Source organism: Enterovibrio sp. QJM3NY_24 (genome assembly GCF_057786035.1).
In genome coordinates this window covers 753,373-776,527 of the sequence record NZ_CM173520.1, presented here as the reverse complement: position 1 = coordinate 776,527, position 23,155 = coordinate 753,373, and the positions used below count along the sequence as shown (strand labels likewise).

Annotated in this window: 18 protein-coding genes and 1 pseudogene; 5 read left to right on the top strand and 14 right to left on the bottom strand. The window is 45.2% G+C overall.

The annotated features are described in order from the left end of the window. Positions 1-639 precede the first annotated feature (639 nt). Together AC3CIC_RS19825 and AC3CIC_RS19820 are read left to right on the top strand one after the other, a co-directional pair. Positions 640-1,173: a GNAT family N-acetyltransferase gene (locus tag AC3CIC_RS19825; RefSeq protein WP_488515937.1), complete on the top strand. Its 534-nt coding sequence runs from the start codon at positions 640-642 to the stop codon at positions 1,171-1,173. Between the two features lie 9 nt (positions 1,174-1,182). After that, complete coding sequence (locus tag AC3CIC_RS19820) at positions 1,183-1,647, top strand: Mpo1 family 2-hydroxy fatty acid dioxygenase (protein ID WP_488516846.1); 465 nt, start codon at positions 1,183-1,185, stop codon at positions 1,645-1,647. Between the two features lie 94 nt (positions 1,648-1,741). On the opposite strand, the gene AC3CIC_RS19815 is transcribed toward AC3CIC_RS19820, so the two are convergent. Together AC3CIC_RS19815 and AC3CIC_RS19810 are read right to left on the bottom strand one after the other, a co-directional pair. Continuing rightward, positions 1,742-2,662 carry a hypothetical protein gene (locus tag AC3CIC_RS19815; protein ID WP_488515936.1) on the bottom strand — a complete coding sequence of 307 codons (921 nt, stop codon included), beginning with the start codon at positions 2,660-2,662 and terminating at the stop codon, positions 1,742-1,744. Positions 2,663-3,056: 394 nt separating this feature from the next. Next, positions 3,057-4,874: a PhoX family protein gene (locus AC3CIC_RS19810; protein WP_488516845.1), complete on the bottom strand. Its 1,818-nt coding sequence runs from the start codon at positions 4,872-4,874 to the stop codon at positions 3,057-3,059. A gap of 377 nt (positions 4,875-5,251) precedes the next feature. Here AC3CIC_RS19810 and AC3CIC_RS19805 point away from each other — a divergent pair, with 377 nt between their 5' ends. Next, positions 5,252-5,590 (top strand): c-type cytochrome, encoded by a 339-nt coding sequence (locus tag AC3CIC_RS19805; RefSeq protein WP_488515935.1) that lies wholly within the window; start codon positions 5,252-5,254, stop codon positions 5,588-5,590. 72 nt (positions 5,591-5,662) lie between these two features. Continuing rightward, the gene (locus AC3CIC_RS19800; protein ID WP_394209064.1) at positions 5,663-6,124 is read left to right on the top strand and encodes a YaiI/YqxD family protein; all 462 of its coding nucleotides are present in this window, start codon (positions 5,663-5,665) and stop codon (positions 6,122-6,124) included. Between the two features lie 124 nt (positions 6,125-6,248). On the opposite strand, the gene AC3CIC_RS19795 is transcribed toward AC3CIC_RS19800, so the two are convergent. The 4 genes from AC3CIC_RS19795 to AC3CIC_RS19780 all read right to left on the bottom strand — a co-directional run bounded on the left by AC3CIC_RS19795 (position 6,249) and on the right by AC3CIC_RS19780 (position 11,960). Continuing rightward, positions 6,249-7,919 (bottom strand): YncE family protein, encoded by a 1,671-nt coding sequence (locus AC3CIC_RS19795; RefSeq protein WP_488515934.1) that lies wholly within the window; start codon positions 7,917-7,919, stop codon positions 6,249-6,251. Between the two features lie 588 nt (positions 7,920-8,507). After that, positions 8,508-10,184, bottom strand: coding sequence for a YncE family protein (locus tag AC3CIC_RS19790; protein WP_488515933.1), 1,677 nt, complete (start codon positions 10,182-10,184; stop codon positions 8,508-8,510). Between the two features lie 282 nt (positions 10,185-10,466). Further along, positions 10,467-11,321 carry a lipase family protein gene (locus tag AC3CIC_RS19785; RefSeq protein ID WP_488515932.1) on the bottom strand — a complete coding sequence of 285 codons (855 nt, stop codon included), beginning with the start codon at positions 11,319-11,321 and terminating at the stop codon, positions 10,467-10,469. Positions 11,322-11,456: 135 nt separating this feature from the next. Next, positions 11,457-11,960 carry a hypothetical protein gene (locus AC3CIC_RS19780; protein ID WP_016958354.1) on the bottom strand — a complete coding sequence of 168 codons (504 nt, stop codon included), beginning with the start codon at positions 11,958-11,960 and terminating at the stop codon, positions 11,457-11,459. A gap of 350 nt (positions 11,961-12,310) precedes the next feature. Between AC3CIC_RS19780 and AC3CIC_RS19775 the strand changes: the two are divergent. After that, positions 12,311-13,616: pseudogene (locus AC3CIC_RS19775) on the top strand (glycoside hydrolase family 18 protein). A gap of 149 nt (positions 13,617-13,765) precedes the next feature. Here the strand turns inward: AC3CIC_RS19775 and AC3CIC_RS19770 are convergent. The 8 genes from AC3CIC_RS19770 to AC3CIC_RS19735 all read right to left on the bottom strand — a co-directional run bounded on the left by AC3CIC_RS19770 (position 13,766) and on the right by AC3CIC_RS19735 (position 22,890). Beyond that, on the bottom strand, positions 13,766-14,569 hold the full coding sequence (locus AC3CIC_RS19770) for a substrate-binding periplasmic protein (protein WP_488515931.1): 804 nt from the start codon (positions 14,567-14,569) through the stop codon (positions 13,766-13,768). 391 nt (positions 14,570-14,960) lie between these two features. Then, positions 14,961-16,127, bottom strand: a complete 1,167-nt coding sequence (locus AC3CIC_RS19765; protein ID WP_488516828.1) for a PQQ-dependent sugar dehydrogenase — start codon at positions 16,125-16,127, stop codon at positions 14,961-14,963. Between the two features lie 91 nt (positions 16,128-16,218). Beyond that, on the bottom strand, positions 16,219-18,231 hold the full coding sequence (locus tag AC3CIC_RS19760) for a diguanylate cyclase (protein ID WP_488516827.1): 2,013 nt from the start codon (positions 18,229-18,231) through the stop codon (positions 16,219-16,221). A 285-nt stretch (positions 18,232-18,516) separates the two neighbouring features. Further along, positions 18,517-18,753, bottom strand: a complete 237-nt coding sequence (locus AC3CIC_RS19755; protein ID WP_488516826.1) for an HP1242/YdcH family protein — start codon at positions 18,751-18,753, stop codon at positions 18,517-18,519. A gap of 265 nt (positions 18,754-19,018) precedes the next feature. Continuing rightward, positions 19,019-19,282, bottom strand: coding sequence for a DUF2960 family protein (locus tag AC3CIC_RS19750; protein ID WP_016958360.1), 264 nt, complete (start codon positions 19,280-19,282; stop codon positions 19,019-19,021). A 58-nt stretch (positions 19,283-19,340) separates the two neighbouring features. Beyond that, entirely contained in the window at positions 19,341-21,326 is a 1,986-nt protein-coding gene (locus AC3CIC_RS19745) for a metallophosphoesterase family protein (protein ID WP_488516825.1), read from the bottom strand. Positions 21,327-21,417: 91 nt separating this feature from the next. Further along, a complete protein-coding gene (locus tag AC3CIC_RS19740; RefSeq protein WP_488516824.1) occupies positions 21,418-22,044 on the bottom strand; it encodes a tetratricopeptide repeat protein in 627 nt (208 codons plus the stop codon). A 168-nt stretch (positions 22,045-22,212) separates the two neighbouring features. After that, positions 22,213-22,890: a hypothetical protein gene (locus AC3CIC_RS19735; RefSeq protein WP_488516823.1), complete on the bottom strand. Its 678-nt coding sequence runs from the start codon at positions 22,888-22,890 to the stop codon at positions 22,213-22,215. Positions 22,891-23,155: the final 265 nt, after the last annotated feature.

Sequence of the window (23,155 nt, the reverse complement as noted above, 5' to 3'; positions counted from 1 at the left end):
CGCTGATATCAAAGTTCCAATATTCACATGTAAATTAGCATGCACTTACTTAACTAAGGTCTTGTATGGTGTTTCATGCTTCCTCAAATCGTAATCCGAAATTTTCATTACACTAAGTATTTGATTTTTAATGTTTATATTAATTGTAACGTACCGAGGCTGACTTTTGATTTCAGATGAAATTGTCCAATTTATTCGCCATGATGAAATTATAGGTATTAAACGGTGAATATATATAAGGGAATATTTCGATTGCTCCAATAGAAAAATCAAATGACGAATGTGTGACTTTTCTCCTTGGTGTATTAACGTACTAATATTCTTGGTTTTTTGTTTTTATTCTAGATTTTCCATTTGGTTATTGGTTGATTTTATCGGCAGTAAATTAATTCTTTTCTCATTAATCTAATGCTTATTTTTGTTATGAAACCATTTGTATTTTCTTGTTTATTAGACTCTTTACTAACTATGCTAATAGTGAATGTGGGGCGTTCTAAAATAACAAGTATTTCGCGAAAAATGTTTGCATTAAACAGGGGGGATTTGTTAATCATGCTGTGGCTTTGCCAACACATTTTTCGTTAATTTCCTGATAGGATGCGAAAAATGACCTTTAAAAACAATGTTAAGGAGTGATTCGTGTTTATCTTCACTGTTGATGACGAGGTGTCACTCGCACTTGTTCAGCCTTCCTTCGCTAAGGATTATTATCGAATTGTTTGCCAAGAGCGCGCATACCTGTCTACTTGGTTAGCCTGGTCACCTCATGCAAACGAAGAGGCGTTTTTTGAACGCTTTATCCAAGGTGCGTTGCACGATTACGCGGATGGAAAATCGCTGACCTGTGCGATTGTTTATCAAGGGCGTGTTGTCGGGAACGTCAGTTTCAATACTATCTGCCATCAATTGAAAAAGGTCGAGATCGGTTATTGGTTGAGTGAAAGCTATCAAGGGAAAGGCATTGCCTCTCGCAGTGTGTCTGCCATGATCACAAAAGCTTTCGAAGAGCTTCGGGTGGAGAAAGTACAAATTGCAGCGGCAGTCGAAAACCTGCCTAGTCGTCGTTTGTGTGAACGACTCGGTTTTCGGTTGGAGGGCGAGATCAGCAATGCGGAAAACTTAAATGGACGTATCGTTGACCATGCTATTTATGGCTTACAGGTAACGCGCTAAGGAACAATGATGAAGTCGTTAGAGGAATGGTTTGAGGAATACAGCGACAGTCACCAGAACCCTACTAACCAGAAGATTCACAAAGTGGCTGTGCCCGGCATTTTCTTTTCAGTGGCAGGGCTTTTATGGCTGATACCGTCATTTTCGATGTTTGGTTATAGCATTGCCCCGTACTTTCTGATTTTGGCGATGGTTCTTGGGTTTTACTTTGCTCTATCGTTCAGAGCGTTTGCGGTGATGGCGGTCTTTTCAGGATTCTGCACCATGGTGTTGCTGGAACTTCAAGGTATTGGCGCCAACATTCTTATCATCTCTGTCGTGATGTTCGTTGTGCTGTGGGTGTTGCAGTTTATTGGGCACCACATCGAAGGCAAAAAACCTTCTTTTTTTAAAGATGTTCAGTTTTTGTTGATTGGGCCAGCATGGGTGTTTCATTTTATCTTGCCGTTGACAACGGATGACGGGATTGAGTAATTGTATTGAGTCAGAGTGAAGACTTTAATACACAATAAAGCCAACCCTAAGGTTGGCTTATATATTTATTCATCATCACTCAATATGAATGCGTTTAGAAGCGTGGTGAGTAGCAGGCGTCTTGCTCCGACGTGACATTCGTCATTGCGTCAACCGCCATTGGCACCAAGCCAGCATAAGCCTGAGAGCCGAAGTTGTTAGCATTCGTCACAGGGTTTAGCGACCAGAGGTTGGTGCTATTCGGTGAACCAGCAACGTTAGCGTTACGTGATGCCACCAAAATTTCACCATTCAGATCTAAGGTTGCAGCGGTAACAAAATCAACATTGTGGAAGAATTTCACTGTGGCTGATGCGTCAGATGTGTCGATGGCAAACGTTCTGGTATTGGTAACAAATAACAATTCGCCGCCATAGAAAACAAAGTCGCCCCAGTTTGAGTAACCGCCTAATCTAATGTTGATGTCAAAAGTGCCCGCTAAGGTTTGCTCTGCGGTACTCGTGTTAATCGTAAATAAACGACCAATGTCCGAGCCATATAGTGTGCCGGTCGTTGGGTCAAACGTCATACGAGTAATTTGGAATCGTGTGTTGCCTACAAAGTGATGAGTCTGTGTAGCAATATCGAAATATGCCAAACGATGCGGCTTGAATGCACTGGCTTGAAGATTTAGGCCTTCTAACTCTTGAGCCGTATAGTCGCCGTTATCTGTGCCTGCTATGTGAAAATCTGCAGGAGTTGGCGTACTCGCATAGTAGATGCGATCGCTTGAGGCGTCATACGCCATTGCGGAAGCACTGAATAGGGCGCGAGAATGTATGGTTGCGATTTCATTGGCTTCGAAAAAGTAGTTGCTCACGTTACGAGCGCGACTTTCGTCAATATTGACGAGAATACCAACATCACCACGTCCTGAGTTCATGGTGTAGAGATTGCCATCGCAATCAACCGCTGATGCAGATGTAGCGAAAGTACTAACAGTCAATACCATGGTAGATAGTAAAGTTTTTCTCATATTTCCAGCTCCATTGTCCTTAGGGCTAATCCTATATATTCATTTTGTCTTGTGATGGTGTATATAATATCCTACAAGCCTATGCGCACCATTAGACACGACATCGTTAAATCATCATTAAATTTTCTAGATGTAAATTAGGACGGATGTCTGGAAACAAAGCTACCACTGGTATGGTTTTTTTGCCTTTTATAATAGGTAAATACAATGCGTGTTCTCGTAGGCGATACAACTTTCTCATATAAAACGCGTTGAGTAAGAGATACCAACAATGCTTATTTTTGTTTTGTTTAAAATATCAATAAATATTTTATTTACCGGTGATTTTTTTTGGCGAAATAAAGAAAAAACGGCGATCGTAAGATCGCCGTTTTTATTGTGGAGGCGGTATGAATTACGCGCCAATAACACCACCATCTTTGCGGGTAATTCGTATTACCGTTGATCTTGGGATAGCATCGCCCCCTTCAGGGAAGTGTGAGGGTGCCAATTTCTCACCTGGGTGTTGAATGCCCACAAACATCGTTTTGTAGTCAGGTGAAAATGTCAGGCCGGTGATTTCGCATGCAATGGGACCTGTCATAAAGCGATGGATCTCGCCAGTTTGTGGGTCGGCACATAACATCTGGTTATTGCCCATGCCTGCAAAATTGCCTTTATTGGAATATTTACCGTCGGTCAGAATCCACATTCGTCCACTGGCATCAAATCCGAGACCATCGGGGCTGTTAAACATATTGTCTTTGTTAATATTTGCAGAGCCGGCCATTAGCCCTTCATTGACCTCTGGGTTGCCTGCCATCACAAAGATATCCCATGTGAAATCAGAAGCGGTATGGTCGCCGCCTTTCGGTTCCCAACGGATGATATGGCCGTACGGGTTTTTCTCACGTGGATTGGCTACGTTCACCGGCTGGTTTTCTTTCACACCACGGTTTTTGTTGTTGGTCAGCGTACAGAACACATGCTTGTTGTCTGGGTGAACCGCAACCCATTCAGGACGGTCCATGGTTGTCGCGCCCACTTGTGTTGCTGCTTGTCGTGCGAAGATCATGACGTCGGCTTGACTGTTAAAACCATTTTCTGGCGTGAGACCATTTTTACCGAACGTTAGCTCTATCCATTCACCAGCGCCTTTCATCTCACCTTCTTTACCATCGAATTTCGAGACGTAAAGGGTGCCTTCTTCCAGCAAATCGCGGTTTGAGGCGTGTGTGCCTGGTTTGTACTTATTCTTCGAGACGAACTTGTACAAGTGCTCACCGCGCTCGTCATCACCGAGATAGACCACGACATGACCATCATCGTTGATGAGCATGGCGGCATTTTCATGCTTGAAGCGGCCAAGCGCAGAACGTTTCTTCGGTGTGGAGTTCGGGTCCATTGGGTCGATTTCTACGACCCAACCAAAACGATGCGGTTCATTGGGGTTTTTGCCAACGTCGAATCGCTCGTCGTGTTTCCACCAGTCATATCCCCAGTCTTTGTTGCTGACGCCATACCGCTTATAAGTGTCGCCTAATTCAACGTCTTCATCTGTTGCAAAATAGCCGTTGAAGTTTTCTTCACATGTTAGGTATGTGCCCCAAGGCGTTTGACCGTTAGCGCAGTTGTTATACGTGCCTAATATCTTCTTACCTGTTGGATCGGCTTTGGTCTTCAGTAAATCATTACCCGCTGCTGGGCCTGTCATTTCCATTGGCGTATAGGCAGTAAGTTTACGGTTCAGTCGACCTTCACGGTTGACCTGCCATTGGCCGTCTTTCTTCACTAATTCAACGATTGATACCGCATGAGCTGCTTGAGACTTGCGTACATCGTCTGCGGAAATATTTTTGCCTTGATGCGGGTAAAGGTATTCGTTGTTGGTGTATTCGTTATTAGCAACCAATACAGCGCGGGTGTCAGTAATAGGAAATAGGGTCATGCCATCGGTGTTGTCACCGTATTGCATTTCCTGTGCTTTTGAATCGTTAGATTGGCTAAAAGCAGGGGACTCAACAAACAAAGCATCACCCCAAGAAATCAGTGGCTCTGCCACATATCCTTCTGGGACAAGTACAGTATCTGCGGTGGAAGCGGGAATCGCTTCAAAGCCGATCAGTTTGCTTTTATCCATTGTACCCGCAACCGCTTGTGCAACAGGGTTTGCGGCAAAGAATGCAACAGAGCCTGCTGCGCCAGCGGTTCGAAGAAAATTTCGACGATTCATTGCGGCATCAATAAAACGGTTGAACTCTGGCTCTGCGTCCAACTCACGTTGGTCATTATGTTGGTTATATTCGCTCACGATGACTTCCTTTCATGTGTTTAACGGGGATGGAGAATGATCTAAGTTATGGCTCCAAATCTTGCGTGGTGATTGTTAAACTTAGGTTAAATGACAATGAAGATAATATGTCAAAGCGTCTAAAGAGCATAAAGTATGGGTTTTTCGCAAGATGGAGAGACTTTCGATAGATGTGAGAGGCGTCGTATATGTGAGTTCTCGCGTCAGCACGCATCAATACTGCTATCAGCTTGATCCGAAGCAGGGCTGATTGTGTCGTAATACGAGATGCTACCGTGAACTGAATGAGAGGCATTAAGATGAAACGATATTTAACCTACCTCAGCGCGACATTTGCCTTGATGACGCATTCGGCGTTTGCAGTGATGCCAGAGGGTAACCCTGAACTGGGTGAGCAAAAAGCCTATTCCTGTCAATTTTGTCACGGTGCAACTGGTTATAGCCTTCGTCAAGACTATCCAAACCTCAATGGGCAGCATGCAGAGTATTTGTTTAACGCAATGAAGCACTACCAAACAGGGGATCGTGGCAGCGCGTTGGGTATAATGATGAAGCAGCAGGTTTCGTCACTCAATGATCAAGATCTCGCTGATGTGGCGGCTTTTTACTCAGAGCAAAAACCGGGTAAGCCTGAGTGATGCTGTGAGAGATTGCGCTGTTTTGGCTCGACTGGTAATGTTCGCAGCAATTGATGTTTGAGGAAGAACGTAATGGCAACGATTTGGGTAGATGCAGATGCATGTCCGACAGTGATTAAAGAAGTGCTTTATAGAGCCGCAGACAGAACCCAAACACCGTTGGTGCTTGTTGCTAACCAAGGCTTAAGAACGCCACCATCTCGCTTTATTTCCAGCGTTCAAGTGGAGAAGGGATTTGATGTTGCTGATGATGAGATTGTAAAGCGTGTTGAAGTGGGCGATCTGGTTATTACAGCAGATATACCGCTTGCTGCAGAAGTGATTGAGAAAAAAGCATTGGCGCTGAATCCGCGAGGTGAGCTCTATACATTAGAGAACATACGTCAGCGACTTAATATGCGTGATTTTATGGATACTATGCGCTCTAGTGGTGTGCAGATGGGTGGGCCTCCAACCTTGAATCAACAAGATCGTCAGAAGTTTGCCAATGAGCTGGACAAGTACTTGCAGAAAAGCAAAATACAAAAAAAGTAGCGCTAGCTAAGCTTTGAATTTCCATATCGGTTTCAGGGGGTATAGTTAGCGTCTTACCATTCGCGTTTAAACACAAAAAAAGGGAGCAATGATTTGCTCCCTTTTCTCTATTTAACGCAATAATTTAGTTGTAGATTTTTGACCAGCAACCGTTAGAACAGTCAACATTCTTGTTCCAATGCAGCTGTGCACGGTGACCTGTTCGAAGGTTGTAGTACTGTCCGTTAGAGCCTCTCAGGCGAGCCCATGCAATATCACCTTGTTGATAGTAACGCTCATGGTTGGCGTTTTGCTCGTAGTATTGGCCGCCATTGCTGATGGAAATACTACGTAAATGACCACCTGTTTTGTAAAATTCAAGCGTTGTGCCAGCTGGGATCGTGCCGCTGACATTGGCATGTACACCTCTAATGTATTGGTCTTTACCGCTACCACCACGGCTACCGTGCCATGCTACGCCGCTGTTTTGTGCGGCTTGAGTCAGCAGAGTATTCACATCAGGGTCGTTATCAACAATAGTGACATTCGCGGAATTCACATCACTCTTATCGTTATTCACCCATGCTTGCAGAGTGAAGTATTCGCTGTTTTCATGCGTAGAGTCATTCACGGTTGGCACGGCAATACGAACGGATGTCACACCCTGTGGCAACGCAATTTCAGTCAACGTTGATGAGATAGTTGCTGACCCAGTGGTGTTGTCAGAAAACAACAGGGTAACCGTGTTGCGGTAATCGCTGTTTAACACAGCGCTGCCATTTTTCAATGCGACACGTACTTTGGTGTTGGCATCGCCCGTTGCTTTGTCAAAACCAACGGTGAAATAGGCTGTAGAGCCTTCACTGACAGAGTTTGACGCCAACGTAATGCCAGTGACTTCAGGTTTTAAATCACTTGGGAAGACGGTTTTTTCATAGCAGGTGTGATCTTCTGATGTCACGGTTGCCATGGCACTGATGCGACTTGGAAACAGTCCTACACGTTTTTTCTCGCCAGTAGACGGCTTGATGCGATAAAGAATGTTGCTGTTTACATTGCCAGAGACGTTTTGGTTTTTCGCTGCAACCAGCATTTGGCCGTTTTGATCCAATGTTGCCGCAGCGACGAAATCGATGAAGTGGAAGCCTTTGAGTGTTTGTGCGCCCGTTGAAGTATCAACGGTAAAGGTGCGACCATTGGTCACAAACAACAACTCGCCGTCTTGGAAGACAAAGTCACCCCAGTTAGTAAAACCACCAAACTTAAGGCTATTCTCGAAATTGCCAAGTTGCGTGATGTCGCCAGTAACAGGGTCAACTTTGAAAATGGTTTGTGCATCAGAAGCAAATAACTCGCCACTGTCTGGATCAAACGCCATGCGCAGAATTTGCTTTTTCACGGTTGGACCCGTGACATGTTCCCCCGTGGCGGGGTCCATATAAGAAAGTTGGTATGCGGCAACGGTTTTTGCGTGCAAATCTAGATTTTTGAACTCTTCAGTTGAAACGTCAGCATCAGGACCTTGAACATGGTAGGACGTAGGCTGAGGGGCGCTGATATAGTACAGACGATCGGTGATACGGTCATAAGACATGCTTGGGGAGCTAAACTGCGCACGAGAATGGTATTCTTCACGCTCACTGGCGTCGGTATACATCGCGGGCATTTCTTTGGCTTCTTGCACATCAAGTAATAAACCGACATGTCCGCGACCAGCGTTCATGGAATACACGTTGCCTGCACAGTTTGCCATTGCTTGTACAGAAGTGAGTGCTCCAGCGATAATCGCAGTAGAGAGCAGTGTCTTTTTAATCATTATTGATACCTGTCATCCATTTTAAGTTAGCGAACCGAATATTTATCTCACTTATCTTCCACTTGCTGTGCGTGCCGGAGTGGATGATTAGCACGGTTCACCGAAGTGCCTTCAGCTACCCCGATATTTCGGGTTACCTATGCAATTTGGGATTTGGATTTATCTCATTCGCGGAGGCATACAGTTACACGTCAGCTGTGTAAGAATATTATTGGACTATCGGTCAGTTTTCTTTCTCATTAATGAAATGAGTGAGGTTTTAATGGTTTTTAAGGAGGCCGCTATAAGCCTTTTGATAGAATTTGTGAATAAAGTATTAGTGATGTCCAACGGTTAATGTAACGCTTTCACATATTGAGATGAAGAAAGTATGATTCAGATTAATTAGGTCAAAGAGAGTTTACGTTTTTCAGCAATGAAAGTAGGCTTATTTGTTAATAAATAAAGACAGCGTTGAAATTAAACGTCTAGAATTATTTCATTGTCTTTTTTTTAGTATTATACGCGTGCTTTTTGGTTGCTCTGATGTATACATATAAAAAAGGAGCGGCTGCGCTCCTTTTTTATGTCTGTGATTCGTTCATCAAGTTAGTTGTAGATCCGGCTCCAACAGCCGTTTGAACAATCTACATTTTTGTTCCAATGCAACTGTGCGCGGTGCCCAGTCTTAATGTTGTAGTATTGACCGTTAGATCCCCTCAAACGTGCCCAAGCAATGTCACCTGAATTGTAATAACGCTCATGGTTGGCATGTTGCTCATAGTATTGGCCGCCATGACTGATGGAAATACTACGCAAATAACCACCTGTTTTGTAAAATTCAAGCGTTGTGCCAGCTGGGATCGTGCCGCTAACATTGGCATGCACACCGCGGATCCATTGATCCTTAGTGAACAAGTTGCCGCCACGGCTGCCGTGCCATGCTACGCCGCTGTTTTGAGCAGCTTGTGTTAGCAAAGTGTGCACATCAGGGTCGTTATCAGTAATGGTGACATTGGCTGTAGTCACGTCACTCTTATCGGTATTCGCCCAAGCTTGCAGAGAGAAGTATTCGCTGCTCTCGTGTGTTGAGTCATTCACGGTTGGTACGGCAATACGAACGGATGTCACGCCTTGTGGCAACGCAATTTCAGTCAACGTTGATGAAATAGTTGCTGACCCTGTGGTGTTGTCAGAGAACAACAGTGCAACGGTGTTGCGGTAATCGCTGTTTAACACGGCGCTGCCATTTTTCAATGCGACACGTACTTTGGTGTTGGCATCGCCCGTTGCTTTGTCAAAACCAACGGTGAAATAGGCTGTAGAGCCTTCACTGACTGAGTTTGACGCCAACGTAATGCCAGTGACTTCAGGTTTTAAATCACTTGGGAAGACGGTTTTTTCATAGCAGGTGTGATCTTCTGATGTCACGGTTGCCATGGCACTGATGCGACTTGGAAACAGTCCTACACGCTTTTTCTCGCCAGTAGACGGCTTGATGCGATAAAGAATGTTGCTGTTCACATTGCCAGAGACGTTTTGGTTTTTCGCTGCAACCAGCATTTGGCCGTTTTGATCCAATGTTGCCGCAGCGACGAAATCGATGAAGTGGAAGCCTTTGAGTGTTTGTGCGCCCGTTGAAGTATCAACGGTAAAGGTGCGACCATTGGTCACAAACAACAACTCGCCGTCTTGGAAGACAAAGTCACCCCAGTTAGTAAAACCACCAAACTTGAGGCTATTCTCGAAATTGCCAAGTTGCGTGATGTCGCCAGTAACAGGGTCAACTTTGAAAATAGTTTGTGCATCAGAAGCAAATAACTCGCCACTGTCCGGCTCAAACGCCATGCGTAGAATTTGCTTTTTCACGGTTGGACCCGCGACATGTTCCCCAGTGGCGGGGTCCATATAAGAAAGTTGGTATGCGCCAACGGTTTTTGCGTGCAAATCTAGATTTTTGAACTCTTCAGTTGAAACGTCAGCATCAGGACCTTGAACATGGTAGGACGTAGGCTGAGGGGCGCTGATATAGTACAGACGATCGGTGATACGGTCATAAGACATGCTTGGGGAGCTAAACTGCGCACGAGAATGGTATTCTTCACGCTCACTGGCGTCGGTATACATCGCGGGCATTTCTTTGGCTTCTTGCACATCAAGTAATAAACCGACATGTCCGCGACCAGCGTTCATGGAATACACGTTGCCTGCACAGTTTGCCATTACTTGTGCTGAGGTGAGTATTCCAGCGAGAATTGCGGTAGAAAGCAAAGTTTTTTTAATCATCTTTAATACCTGTCATCCATTCTAAGTTTGCTAACTCACCTTCCATTCCCTTTCTCGCCCAAATATATCGGGTAGAAAAGTTCGTGAGTCTCTAACTCGCTAGCGCCTAAGACACCTTAGCGATGTAAAGACCATATACTAGATGAAGCGAAATATCGTTCCAGAGAATGATACATATGTATTTTTCATGATTTTTAGGTAGATTAATTTCATTCTTCTGGCGGGATTGCTGAGTAAAGCATGAGTGAAAAAGGAGAGAGGATGGATAAGTCAGCTCTATTGCTAATGTTTATCAAAATAGTCCTTACGGCGAATGTATTTGTCCATAAAGTGATAGGCGATGGGTCGCAATAGCCAACTTGTCAGAACGCGAATGATACGAACAAGAGAGGGCATATTGTGGTAAATCCGATCATTGTGAAGCCAAAGCAACTCTCCGACATGCCAGAAGAGAAAGGGTAGCCCTGGTAAAAATGTCACCATGTCGACATCGCAGCATATTCGGTAAGTTTTCGACTTTAATCGATAGCGTTGCTTGAAGTTCCAGTAACCCGTCGCAGGTTGTCCGAATGTGACGATCCGTTTGATGGCGTTTGGGTATTTTTGTTCCAAGATCTCCGCAGCGATAATTGCCATGCTGCCACCGGATGAGTGACCAGTGAATGACAGACGTTTTCCTTGGGCAATGAGCGGTGCGAGACATGACTCGAGTTTTTCTATGACGGACACACCATCAAGTTGGTTTTCTTCAATAGAGTGTGTGATGTCTGCCTGTTGGGCGGATGTTAACGTGGAAGTGTCTCGTTTTGAAATACGGGAGGCGGATCGACTTGGCTGGCGCAGAAGAAATTGAAACCCCCAGTGAACATGACCCGCATGCTCCGGCGCGTCGACTCGACTAGGAATAAACACCAAATTTAACAGCCAATCCCATACACTTTGCGATCCTTTGAATACGACGACGGCATCACCGTCATTTCGCCAAAGTATGCGAATAATGGTTTTTCCCCATCGATTTTTTATGTCTCGTCGTCCGAGTTCTGAAAATCCATATTGAAGATGATCAAAGTGTGCAGGATAGGCATCACGACAAAGGATAGCGTAACGTTCATATTGATAACGTTTGAGTCTTTTCAATAGTGAATTCAATCTCGACGAGCGTTCTCGACAGTGTAGATCGTGAACATGACGTTTAGACGACAGTGATGATGCGAGAGGGGAATGAAAAGACGGTGTAGAAATATTTGCCGCAGAGTCTGCGGCGAATATATGTCAATCGTAGTGTTGCATAAAAGGGGTGATGTGGCTGTTATAGGTCAGAGCCTTCACTGCGCTGTGATTTTTAATTAACCATTCTGCTTTGGTGCAGTTACCTACGCCGATAATGGCTTGAACGAGTAATTTGAAATCTCTCAGCCAACGCGTTTTCTGATCTTCACTCCAATCTTCGCGGTAAAGCTCATGGTAATGCTCTACCCACCAATACGCGCCACGTATAAATGCAGCAACAATGGTCGTTGCAGGTTGAATTTGCTCATCTTTCCCATCTATCGCATATTCGTCGGCGAGAGGGTTACCTCGTGAGAAGGCTGCATAGTTGATGCAGTATTTGTACAAGGCGAGCTGGAGTGCTGATGCGGAATCGCAGTGATCCAATGACAACGTTGTAATCGGCAGGTGTTTAGCGTTACTCCGGAATAGCTCAACTGTGCGCTTGCCCGGTAAGAGCCTTTCAATCACAAAAAACAAATCGATACTGATGAGTTTATTGCTCAAAATGGTGGTGTCCTTGTTTCGGTTCTTTGCTGAATCGCTTTAAAGTGCGAATGAGAGGCAAAGTCATGATTTTAAACGATGTAGCCGCAGCATACTCTGTCCACCCCGAAAACGGAATCGCTTTACTGGAAAGCTCAGACACTTTGATTCGCTGCCTGCCAAAATAGTGTGCGCGGCAATGCAAGTTTATGCGTCTCTGCAAATCTATTCTCCATCTAAAAAAGGTTACCCTCGCAAACTTTGTAGCCTAACTGTTAATAAAGTTCTGTTCGGAATGAAGCCAACATTAATTTTTCCGTTAATCGTTTAATAATTAGTTGGTTAATGAATAGCTCATACAAGGAGATGGTATGAAAAAGATAATAGCAGGGGCTGCACTGAGTGTGTGTTTAACGGCTCCAGCGTTTGCAGAAAATCACGTTGTTGGTGGCTATTTTGCGGATTGGCAGTATGCCAATGCAGAAAACCCTTATACGGTTTCTGATATTCCAGCGGATAAACTCACGCACGTCATTTACGCTTTCTTGAGCATGTGTGGACCACATGAAAGTGCATCTGAAGCGGTACAGCAGCAAGTCGCAAAAGCGTGTGAGGGCAAAGCGCCTTTTTCCGCCATTGTTGTTGATCAAGGTCGCCTTTGATGTGGATTTTGGCAAGGTGAGTGTTGATGTACCTTACCAAGGACATTTTGCACAATTGGCGCAGCTGAAAAAAGACAATCCAGAGCTGACAATTCTGCCTTCATTTGGTGGATGGACAATGTCTGAACCTTTCCATGCGATGGCAAAGGACGATGCAGCGATCAAATACTTTGCAAAATCCGCGGTGGCGTTGATTGGCGAGTACGATTTCTTTGGCGGCATCGACCTGGATTGGGAATACCCAGGTGGTGGCGGTTTAACCACATCTCCTTGGAACCCTGATACAAAACTGTCGGATGACGCGAAAGCCTCTGAGCGTGATGCATTCACGACATTGGTGACGGCGCTTCGCAGCGAACTTGATGGCTTGTCAGCGAACACAGGCAAAACCTATGAGCTCTCTACTGCTGTGGGTGTCGGCCCGAAAGCCGCGCAAATTGATTGGAAAGCGGTTGCGCCAAAAATGGATAACATGTTTGCCATGACGTACGATTTTCTTGGCGGGTGGGGGACACAAACAGGCCATCAGACTAATCTACATGCGACAGATCGTAGCTGGTGGGGCATGGGCGCGGACGTGTTCATTAATCAAATGATAGAAGTAGGGATCCCTAAAGAGAAACTGGTATTGGGTGCTGCATTCTATGGCCGTGGTTGGGAAGGGTCTGAGTTTGATGGATCGCTGCCGAGTGCTGATTTAGCATCAGAGAAAGGGGCAAGCTTTGGTTCTGGTGAGCCGGGTTATTTCATGTACTGGGATTTGAGAACCAACTATAGCAAAGAGCAAGGTTACGAGTACGGCTATGATGAAGAGTCTCACGCACCATTTTTGTGGAACGCAGAGAAGAAAGTCTTCATTTCTTTTGAAGATAAACGTTCTGTAAAAGCAAAAGCGGAATGGGCGAAGCAGCAAGGTCTTGCCGGCGTATTCACTTGGGAATTATCGGGTGACCCAGACGATGAGTTGACCGAAGTGATACATCAAGTTCTGAGCAGTAAAACAGCAAAAAACTAAAAGTCACGTTTGTAAAAAGTCACGTTTCTAAATAGATAGCCCAGCAATTAGTTGGGCTTTTTTGTGGGGGTGGATCCAAATAAATTCTCGCTAAATCAGTGTGTTGAGATTGATTGGGCATGCAGGTTACGCGTTTGAAGACGGTAGAGTTACTGCTTCTCTAAGCTGTTTTGTGTGTTGCTATGAAGCAACGAAGCATTAATAAGCCCGTATTGTTGTTTTAACGATTCGACAAAAGAGGCGCGATTTTCAAGAAACTGATTGAATTGAATAACGAGATCAGGTCGAGACACACTAGACATATGACGCGTACCAGCAAGGAAGGGGAGGCTCGTATTAAGAGACATAGAAGGAGCAGATTCAAAGCCTGACTTGATCCTGTTGCGGAATACAGCAGCATTGGTGTATATCCCATTAATCCTATTGGTCAACAGCATTTTTATTAGCGCATCCATGTTGTTGGCTTCATACACTGTTACGGTATTGGCTTTAATGTCCTGAAGGAAAGGCCATGGGGTAAAACCTGAAATCATACCGATTGTTGCTAGTGCTTCTCTTGATTTGTCATGGTTCTCATCGAGCATGATGACACCGTCGATAAAAGATACCACTGGGTCGCTGTATATGACCTCTCGGCTTTGCTTTAAATCTTGTGTCCATAACGGGTTGTCAGGGTATTTTGCATCAATTTCGCCGGACACTAAGTTGCGATAAAGACGTTTGAGTGGCAGTGCACGATACTCAAACTCATAGCTATATTCGTTGGCAAAAGCATCCAATAACTCGCGATTAAAGCCCTGATATTCACCATTCTTAAACGTTGAATATGGCGCGTAGTCAGCAAAGGCTTGTACACCGATAACGAAATGATTTTCTTGTTCAGCGCTGATATTGGTAGAGGCAAAGAATGCGAATACAAAAATGCTAACCAGTAATCGCCTAAATGTCAGCATTTCCCATTTCTCTCCTTAATCTTAAACACGAGAAAAGTATAGCTCTGATTAACCCGTTGTCTTTGTATTCTGAAACTTAGTATTCTCAAAACGACAAAAACCCCGCAGAGCGGGGTTATGCCGTTTTAGCAAGCAAAGATGACTTTGTTTCTAGTTGGTATGCGCTGAATATAGTGGCGCAGATAGGGTCTGTCCAATAGTTAATACACACATGTTAAATGCTGGGCTGCGTATCACTTATATTATGCAACCAATTCTGTTACATGGATTTTTTGGAGAGTCATTTCCAGAAATTCACCAAATCTCGGGCAGAATTAGGGATTTATGCTTGTACATAATTCTTTACAATTTGTTGGCTCGACACAGATGTGATCATGATGCCTCGCCATTGTTATTGAGGGCGCAGTCTTAGCAAAGCGCCATTTGAAGAATCGGTTAAAAGGTAGATAAAGCCGTCTGGGCCTTCGACGACATCTCGAATTCGTCCGAATTTGCCGTCCAAAAGTCGCTCTTCGCTAACGACGTTGCCATTTTCAATGTCTAATCTGACCAACAAGCCAAATTTGAGAGAGCCCAGAAGTAGATCGCCTTCCCAGCGAGGAAAAGTACTTCCGGAAACCATTTCAAGACCAGAAGGCGCGATAGAAGGTACCCAATAATGCAGTGGTTGCTCCATCCCATCCGCTTCCGTCCCTTTTCCTATGGTTGATCCCGTGCCGTAGTTCACGCCGTAGGTGATGATAGGCCAGCCATAGTTGGCGCCTTTGGCGATGGGATTGAGTTCATCGCCACCTTGTGGGCCGTGTTCATGGGTCCAAATCGTTTTTCCGTCGTTGTCTAGCGTCATTCCTTGGATGTTGCGATGACCAAAGCTATATATCTCAGGCTTCGCTGTGGGATCTGACGTGAATGGGTTGTCTATTGGCACGGAACCATCATGGTTGAGTCTAACAAGCGTGCCGATATGGGAACGGTTCTGCTGTGCTTTGTCTTGGTTTCCGCGGTCGCCCAGTGCGATATAGAGATATTCATCCGTGACCAATAATCGCCCGCCGAAATGACGACCACCGCCAAGTTTGGGCGTTTGAGTAAATAACGGCGTAATATTTGAAAGCACCAAGTTTGAAAGCACCAAGTTTGAAGGCGATGGGGTATTTAGCTGTGCACGGACGACACTGGTTCCCGATTTACCAAGATGGCCGCTTTCCGTGAACGCGATATATACTGTTTTTGATTCCTCAAAGTCGGTTGCTAGCGCTAGCCCCAGCAACCCTCCCTGACCTTTATCGACCAACTTGTCTGGTAACCCTTGGATTGGTGTCACCTCATGGGTGGTTGAGATGTGCTTTAGTACGCCATTACGCTCTGACACCACCATGCTGCCATCAGGAAGAAAAACTAAAGACCAAGGATGATTGAGATTTTTGACAAGAGTTTCAACGCTAAAGGTGTGTTTTTCAGACTTAACCGTATCAGCAAAGGCTTGCACGGAAAGAATGGAGAGAATAGCAAAAGGGGCGATTTGGCTTAGGCGCGCTAGACGTATGAGAAAATGCATAAGCTGTTTCCTTTTTGACGATGGCGCCCTTGCAATGCAAAGGCGCAGATAGGAAGCCTTTTCCATCTCTCACGTTAACGTTTGTTGCACATTAACTAAAGTGTTGAGCGAATCTAAATTTCAATCGGCGAACTCGACGAGAAATGCGCTGCATACGGTCTGTCATGGATGGCTGTGTTTCCATAGACGGCTGATCTGTCACAGTGTCGTGATCGCTGATGGTTGTTTCGACGCGGTTTCGACCATTTTGCTTCGCGCGATACAGCAGTTTATCGACTCGGCTATAAATGTCAGACAGAGACTGATTTTCACTGACGTCAGTTACGCCGAAACTGGCGGTTATATTGAAACTAACGCCTTGCTCAGTATGGAATTCTAACTCACTAATACGCAGACGTAGGTCTTCGGCGATCACTGATGCTTTCTCGATTTCACTGTTTGGGAGCAAGAGCATGAATTCTTCGCCACCCACTCGCGCACAGATGTCGTCTCGTCGTAAATGTTTATTAAACAGCCCGGCAATACCTTCAAGGACTTTGTCTCCAGTTGGGTGACCGAAATTATCATTAACCTGTTTGAAGTGGTCCACATCGAGCAACAGACAACTGAGCGAGAAATCGCCCGCCGCCATCTCTTTTTGTAAGCGATCCAACTGAGTGCCAAAGTAGCGGCGATTGAAAAGACCCGTCAAGCTGTCGGTGTTAGCAATCTTGCCCCAACGAATTCTGCGGCGATTAATCCATAGCGCAATCAGTGATGCAATCACCGTTGAGCCGATGCCAGCCACGACCAGTACATTCAGATATTCCACCTTTTGATCGTTAGTTTTTAGCTCAAGGGTTTGCAGTACGTTATTCCAGCTGAGGTGTTGGTTTTCAGCCTTGATTTTTTCCAGATTAAACAGCATTTGTTGCCGTTCTAGATTGTCTACTTGCTCATCGGCGCTAAAGGTATTGAAGCGGTTTTGGTAGTCCAGCAGCGTTAGATAGGCGTTCTTGTAATCCTCAAGGCCAAAATGGGCTTTTGATAAGACAAGATAAAGCGCAATTTCTGAGCGATAGAGGCGCGTTTGTTCGGTCAGTGAAACGACCAAAGGGGTAGCTAAATCAATGGCGGCTTGATAGTTATTGCTCAATAGCTTTTCGTTGGCTTTGAGGTAATTGTATTTACTGATGTAGTAGCGAATGTTTTCACGTTCACGCAGGTTATCTGTTGCTTTGAGATAACGCATCATGTTCTTGATATCCCCAGCCTGGAGCAAGAGATCCGCAATTTGTAAGTTGATGCGAAAACGGTGTGAACCGTCTCCAAGCACCTGCGCAATTTGAAGCGCTTGCTTGTATTCAAGAAGTGCTTTTTTATCATCGCCTTGCTTTTTTGCAAGCTCGGCCATGTCGAGTTTAACGAGCAATTGGTTAAAGGACATTTTTCGTTGACGGAAGAACTGGTAGGACTGATCAAGTAACACTGAGGCTTTATCAAACCCATTGAGCTGAACCAAAATACCACCAAGATTGGACGCGATACGTTCAATCAGAAGGTCATTTTTTGTGTTTTTGGCGGCTTCGAGTGAGCTCATTAATGCTGCCATCGACACGTCATATTCATTTTGCGCTTTATAGGCTTGCCCTTTCACCAGCAGAATCTCGGCGGTGACTTCAGGATTATTGAGGGCTTGTGACTCTGACAAAAGTTGATCGAGTTGCACCAGCACTAAGGCTTCTTCGCCTTTTAAGATACGTGCCTGGCTTAAGCGCAATTGCATCAAATAGCGATCGGCCTGCAGCAGTGGATCGCTTGCTGTGAGTTCAATGCCTCGATTAGCGGCTTCAATCGCACTTTCAGGGTCGTTCAGTAATAAATCAACCGTTGATTTCTGTAGGTAGTAGCGCGCTAACAAAGGTAAAGGTTGGTTTTCTTTTAGTTCTACCTTTTCCAATTCACTGAGTAATGCGCGTGCTTTTATTGGCACGGAGTAGAGGATCGACTGAACGCCATTGAGTGTTCTTTCAAAGGATTGTGTCTTTTCTACTGTGGCGTGTGAGAACACGGAAAAAAGGGCAACAAGTAATAGAACAAGTATATTAAAAAACGGTTTTCGCATTGATTGAGCTTCCCTGACCGACATAGCTATACGTCACTCGTTATTTAGAGGCTATAGATTACTCAACGCACAGATTTCACTCTGACTCATTTTCAAGACATTTGTATGGTTTTTTTTAATCTGTGTTAGTTAAGCGTAGATAGGGAAATGACATTTTTCCTGTAAGTGGAAACCCCATTATCGGACTGGTGATAAATTGGGATGAAGCTGCACAGAGTTTGCGTATTAAGAAAAGAGAGCCTGAACTAACTTGGCTTGAACAAGCCAGTACAGGCGGTGTTATGACTACTGGGTGATTTGCTGGTAAATTTCATCCTTGAGTTGCACTCGGCGCATTCTCAAGTCACGGAAGTTCTTATCATCAGTGGGTATGCTCGCCATCTCTAGCCCGCGAATTTTATGGTCTAGGTGATGATATTCATCCACCAAGCTACCAAAGCCTTTGTTGGCCATTTTCATTTCGTGAATTTTATCTTTGTACTCTGGGAATTCGAACATGAGTGCGTGATTTTCACCTTGCATAGTCGCTCCTGTATGAGTTCGTGCGAGCGTTTGGCGCAGCGCATGAGCAAAGCCTGCCATAAGGGTGAGATGGCGGCGAATTGTGCTTGTGAACGAACGACGGACAAGAAACTGCAAATAATGTTGTATGCACGTCCACTGCTCAGAGAATAGGGACAATAACGCTGGGATTCTAGCGCGATGCGAAGGGTGATGAATGCAAGTCTTGAAGGTGGGACGGGTAGTGATAACTATCCCGTCACCAGTGTGCAGAAAGGTGTAATAGTTAGCGTTTGTCTTTGATTGACTCGGCTTCTTTCTTTAGCAGTATGATCTTGCCAAACCCTAACTTATTGAAGTAGCTCTCACGATGGTTTTTCACCGCTTTACCATCTGCAATCACTTCCAGTTGTCTTTCCATTTTTAGGAAATCATTGATATCAATGCCTTCGGCCTCTGCAGCAGCTTCATGAGGCGAGCGGTGCTGACGGTAAGAAAAGGTCATGACCTTGGTTTCGCCTTTGTAAATGTATTGAAGTTGGCGTGACATATCCGCACCTTTAGCGAGTTTTTGAGGAGGCGGAGTATTTATCAGCCTCCTCGTCAAGTCAATCCCGCGTCACGGAATCAGAGGTAGAAACATAAGTTTTACTCGGCATCTCTTCGCATGGTGTAAATGCGACTTGCTCACCCGTTCCCGTCAATAGGCCTATTTTTGCGGGAGAGCCATCAGGATTCAGTAAGACTTCGCCAACGGCACTTTTGTTGACTAAATACCGAGAGCAGCCATTGTCTGGGCGTCGTCGTTCTATTCGCATGCGCTTGCGGCGTGTAAAAACGTTGAGCGGTGACCCCGGCCAGAAAAGCTTTCTGTCGAACCATTCGAAAATTGAGAGATAAGGTTCTGGGAACGTATTACGAAACCCACTACAGGTGATTTGCCAAATTCTCGGACTGCCTTTTCGAAATCGCAGACGAATATCATACGCGAACGAATAGTGAACATCCCCAGAGAGGATCACGAAGTTCTTGGGCGTTTTAGGGTGTTTGAAAATATTTAACAGTGCATTGGCCGAACCCGGATGCGCCATCCAGTTTTCAGAATCAGTCGCTAACGGCTGACCGCACATCGTGACAATACGTTGTAAGGTTTCAATGAACTTAATACCAAACATCGGCGCGGGTGACACCACGACAACGGCATTAGCATTGATAACATCTTGCTGGAAATCCATCAGGGACTCCCAATCCATCAATCCTGACGGTTTGTTGTTGCTTGACTCTGAGCGCCATCGGCGTGTTCGTGTATCAATCACCACAACTTTTGGCGTGGTGGGCAGCGTATAGTGCCAACGCTCAAAATGGTGAATTAGCTGCGTAGCGTCATTGAGGGTACTTGGCGTTGGCTCTGCCACAAACCGTGTGATGGTTCGCCAGAAATTGTCATCAAAGGCATCTGGGTCGTTGCCCCATCCCTGACAGAAGAAATAGCCCAGCATGCCGTTGGTAATAATACTTTGTGCAAAGGGCGAGTCATAAACTGCGCGTTCCCATCCGACGGTGAGATTGAAATCATCGGTGATGTCGTGATCATCAAAAATCATGTATGTGGGTATATGAGCAAACAATCGTCTGACTTGTTTGAGTCCGGCACAGAAGTGAGTCAGCTCGTTTTTCTCTGATGTCCAACGTGCCTTATTTTCATCAGACAAGCCTGCTATTGCGTTTGCTTCAGGCAATGGAATGGTTGCCCACAGAGATGGTGACCACACCAACAGATACATGGCGATAAACTCGTTAAAGCTTATCAAGTGGTTGTCGGTGGTGCGTGAACTGAATATTGGTTCTGGGCCTGCTTTCAGTAGTCGCTTCATCAAACCATGATTGATGGTGGTTTTGGGCAGTGTGTCGCTTCGACCATATAGCGGCGTTAGATTTAATGCGAGTTGGCTGCAATGGGTGATTGTTTCGTCGTCGATTTCCTGATCGTAAAGTCCAAGTCTGGTAATGGCTTGGCGAATAGCGAACATCATGGGGCCGCACACGTCATCGGCGTAAATCTGATCGCCACCCATGATCAACATGTCTGCACGCTCATCGATGGCGAGCGCATCATATTTTGTGTCTAATGCCACTAGGGCGTCATCACAATGGTGGTGTGGGTGACGACATGAGCCGTGTGCAAGGCTTTCCGCGCGTGATGAGATGATAAAGCTCGGGCGCTTTTCGCCGTCATACAACAATCCGTCAATGTCGGTGAGTAAAGAATGCTCTTGTGACAGTATGTCGTATGCTAATTGCGTGTCTGTTTCGAAGTAGCCAATGTTCTTGTCTGCGATCTCATCTCGGTGAGATGAATGTTGGGAAAGCTGCGCATTGGAAAAATGTGCAAATACGACAAAACAATGAGAGCCTAACTGAATCTGCTTTTGGGATTTGAAGGAGGCGCGAAAAAATGGAATGTCACTGTCTTTTTCATACAGTAAGAAGTCCGCATTCAACGGAGAAGATGTCACCGCCCAGACGCAGATCTCTGTTTTGGTTGTTCTTCTTAATATCGGGCCCGCAAGAAATAGGGGCAATGGCATCGACATGTATTTCTCAGTATTCCAACGTTAATGCCCTTACTTTACGTGTCCAAGTGAGGAATTTGTAGCTTCCGTTGTGTAAATTCATGCAAAGACATTACTTCGTGGTATTTGGCGACAGATTCAAACCCACAAAGGTTTGACCGCCATGGCTGCGTGCTTTCTCCAGCCACCGTGCGGCAATGTCGTGTTCATCAATCCCCACTAACGCGTTCGCAAGCGCAACTTGTGCCTGAATATGGTCTTGATGTGCGGCCAAACTTAAGAAGTAGATCCCTTTCTCTGTATCCTGATCGGTGACAAAACCATCGTGTAACATTTTACCTAACGCATATTGCTCAACGGGGCTATTGCACAAAGCCAAGTCTAATACCCACTTGAATTCGTCATAGTCGATGCCGTTAGTTAGGCGCTTACTGTGATAAATGCTGCTGTGATTGAGTGCATCGACATTGGGTGTTTCGCTACAAAAATCAAGATACAAAGTAGAAAGCTCAAACACAGCATCGTTTTCTACCCCTTCAAGAAAGTAAGGTGTAGCGGCCTGACAATGCTCTCTAGGGTATGAACCGCGCTGTAAATGCCGCCAACCTTCATAGAAATCGCTGTTGAGAAACGCTTCGGAGTAGTTTTGTAGGGTGGGACAATCAGCGAGCGGCTGATCTATCTCGTCAGAGCAACTCACGGTGCTGGTGGCAATGAATAACGGAAGTAACCACTTCATACTTCGTTCCTTTGTACACAAGGGGCAATCGCACTACATATCCATGCAGTTTACGAAGTGGAGCGTGTTGAAGGGCGTTGCAAAATTGGGATTCAAGAGAATGGAAAAAGAAGTGCTTTGATGAGTATCGAGCCACATCAGTCAAGATTTGGCTCTAAGAGGATATTCTTATACGCGTGACTGCTTACAAAGTTCGGCGGCTTCTTCTTGCTGAGTGTCTGTGACATCCACGGGGCGCATTGCCATTGTGTAACGCAGTGAGGCGTAGAATATGGTGATATAGGCCATGAGCTCGGTACCTTCTTCTGCGACGTTTTTGGCTGCGCGGACGAAGCCATCACCGAGCGCGTCGTGCCACAGGGAACTCATGCCAAACAGACGGGAGAACACCAATAAAAGGGCAAGTCCAAGGCTGAGCAACGGGAAGTAACGATGGCTGACAAATTCACTGAAACTTTTTAAGGTTTCAGCTCTGTTGTGCAGGGCATATAACATGGCGCTGGCCGCAGTCAGTGAGGCAGGATAAACCCAGAAACCATGCCACATCCAATCGTCGAAAAATTTGTCGAGTTCTCGGATTAACATACACATGAAAAAGCCAATGACTAGTGCACCAAAACGACGAAATGAAGGATTCCTCTTTGCAATAATCACGTAGCATGAAATGGTCGCTGCCAGCAGAAATTGCTCGCCATATTCAGTAAGCGACTGTTCAGATAAGCCATTTTTGAGTACGTGGAGATCAAGTTTTATGATAATAACGGGGATGGTAACCAGCAGCGCAAACAAAAAGAATTGGCCAATGGCATAAAAGATGGTGTCTGTTTGTGTATGACGAAACTGCATCAGCAACCTCCTATAATTTGAAATGAGTTAGTTGTCACCTGACCATCATTCCGTGATAAGAGTCACATAGTTTTGCTAAAGCGTTCCACGCTTTCGAGTGGTGAAAAATGAGCGGGGATCATACAACAATGGAATGTATTGAGCAGTTTGTAGCGCGAGACGTGTTGTTAATCCCTGTATCAATATGCTTACAATACACAGTATCAACGCAATAAACGGTCGAAAATCAGCACGCTAACTGACCGACAACTGTAAAAAATGGATG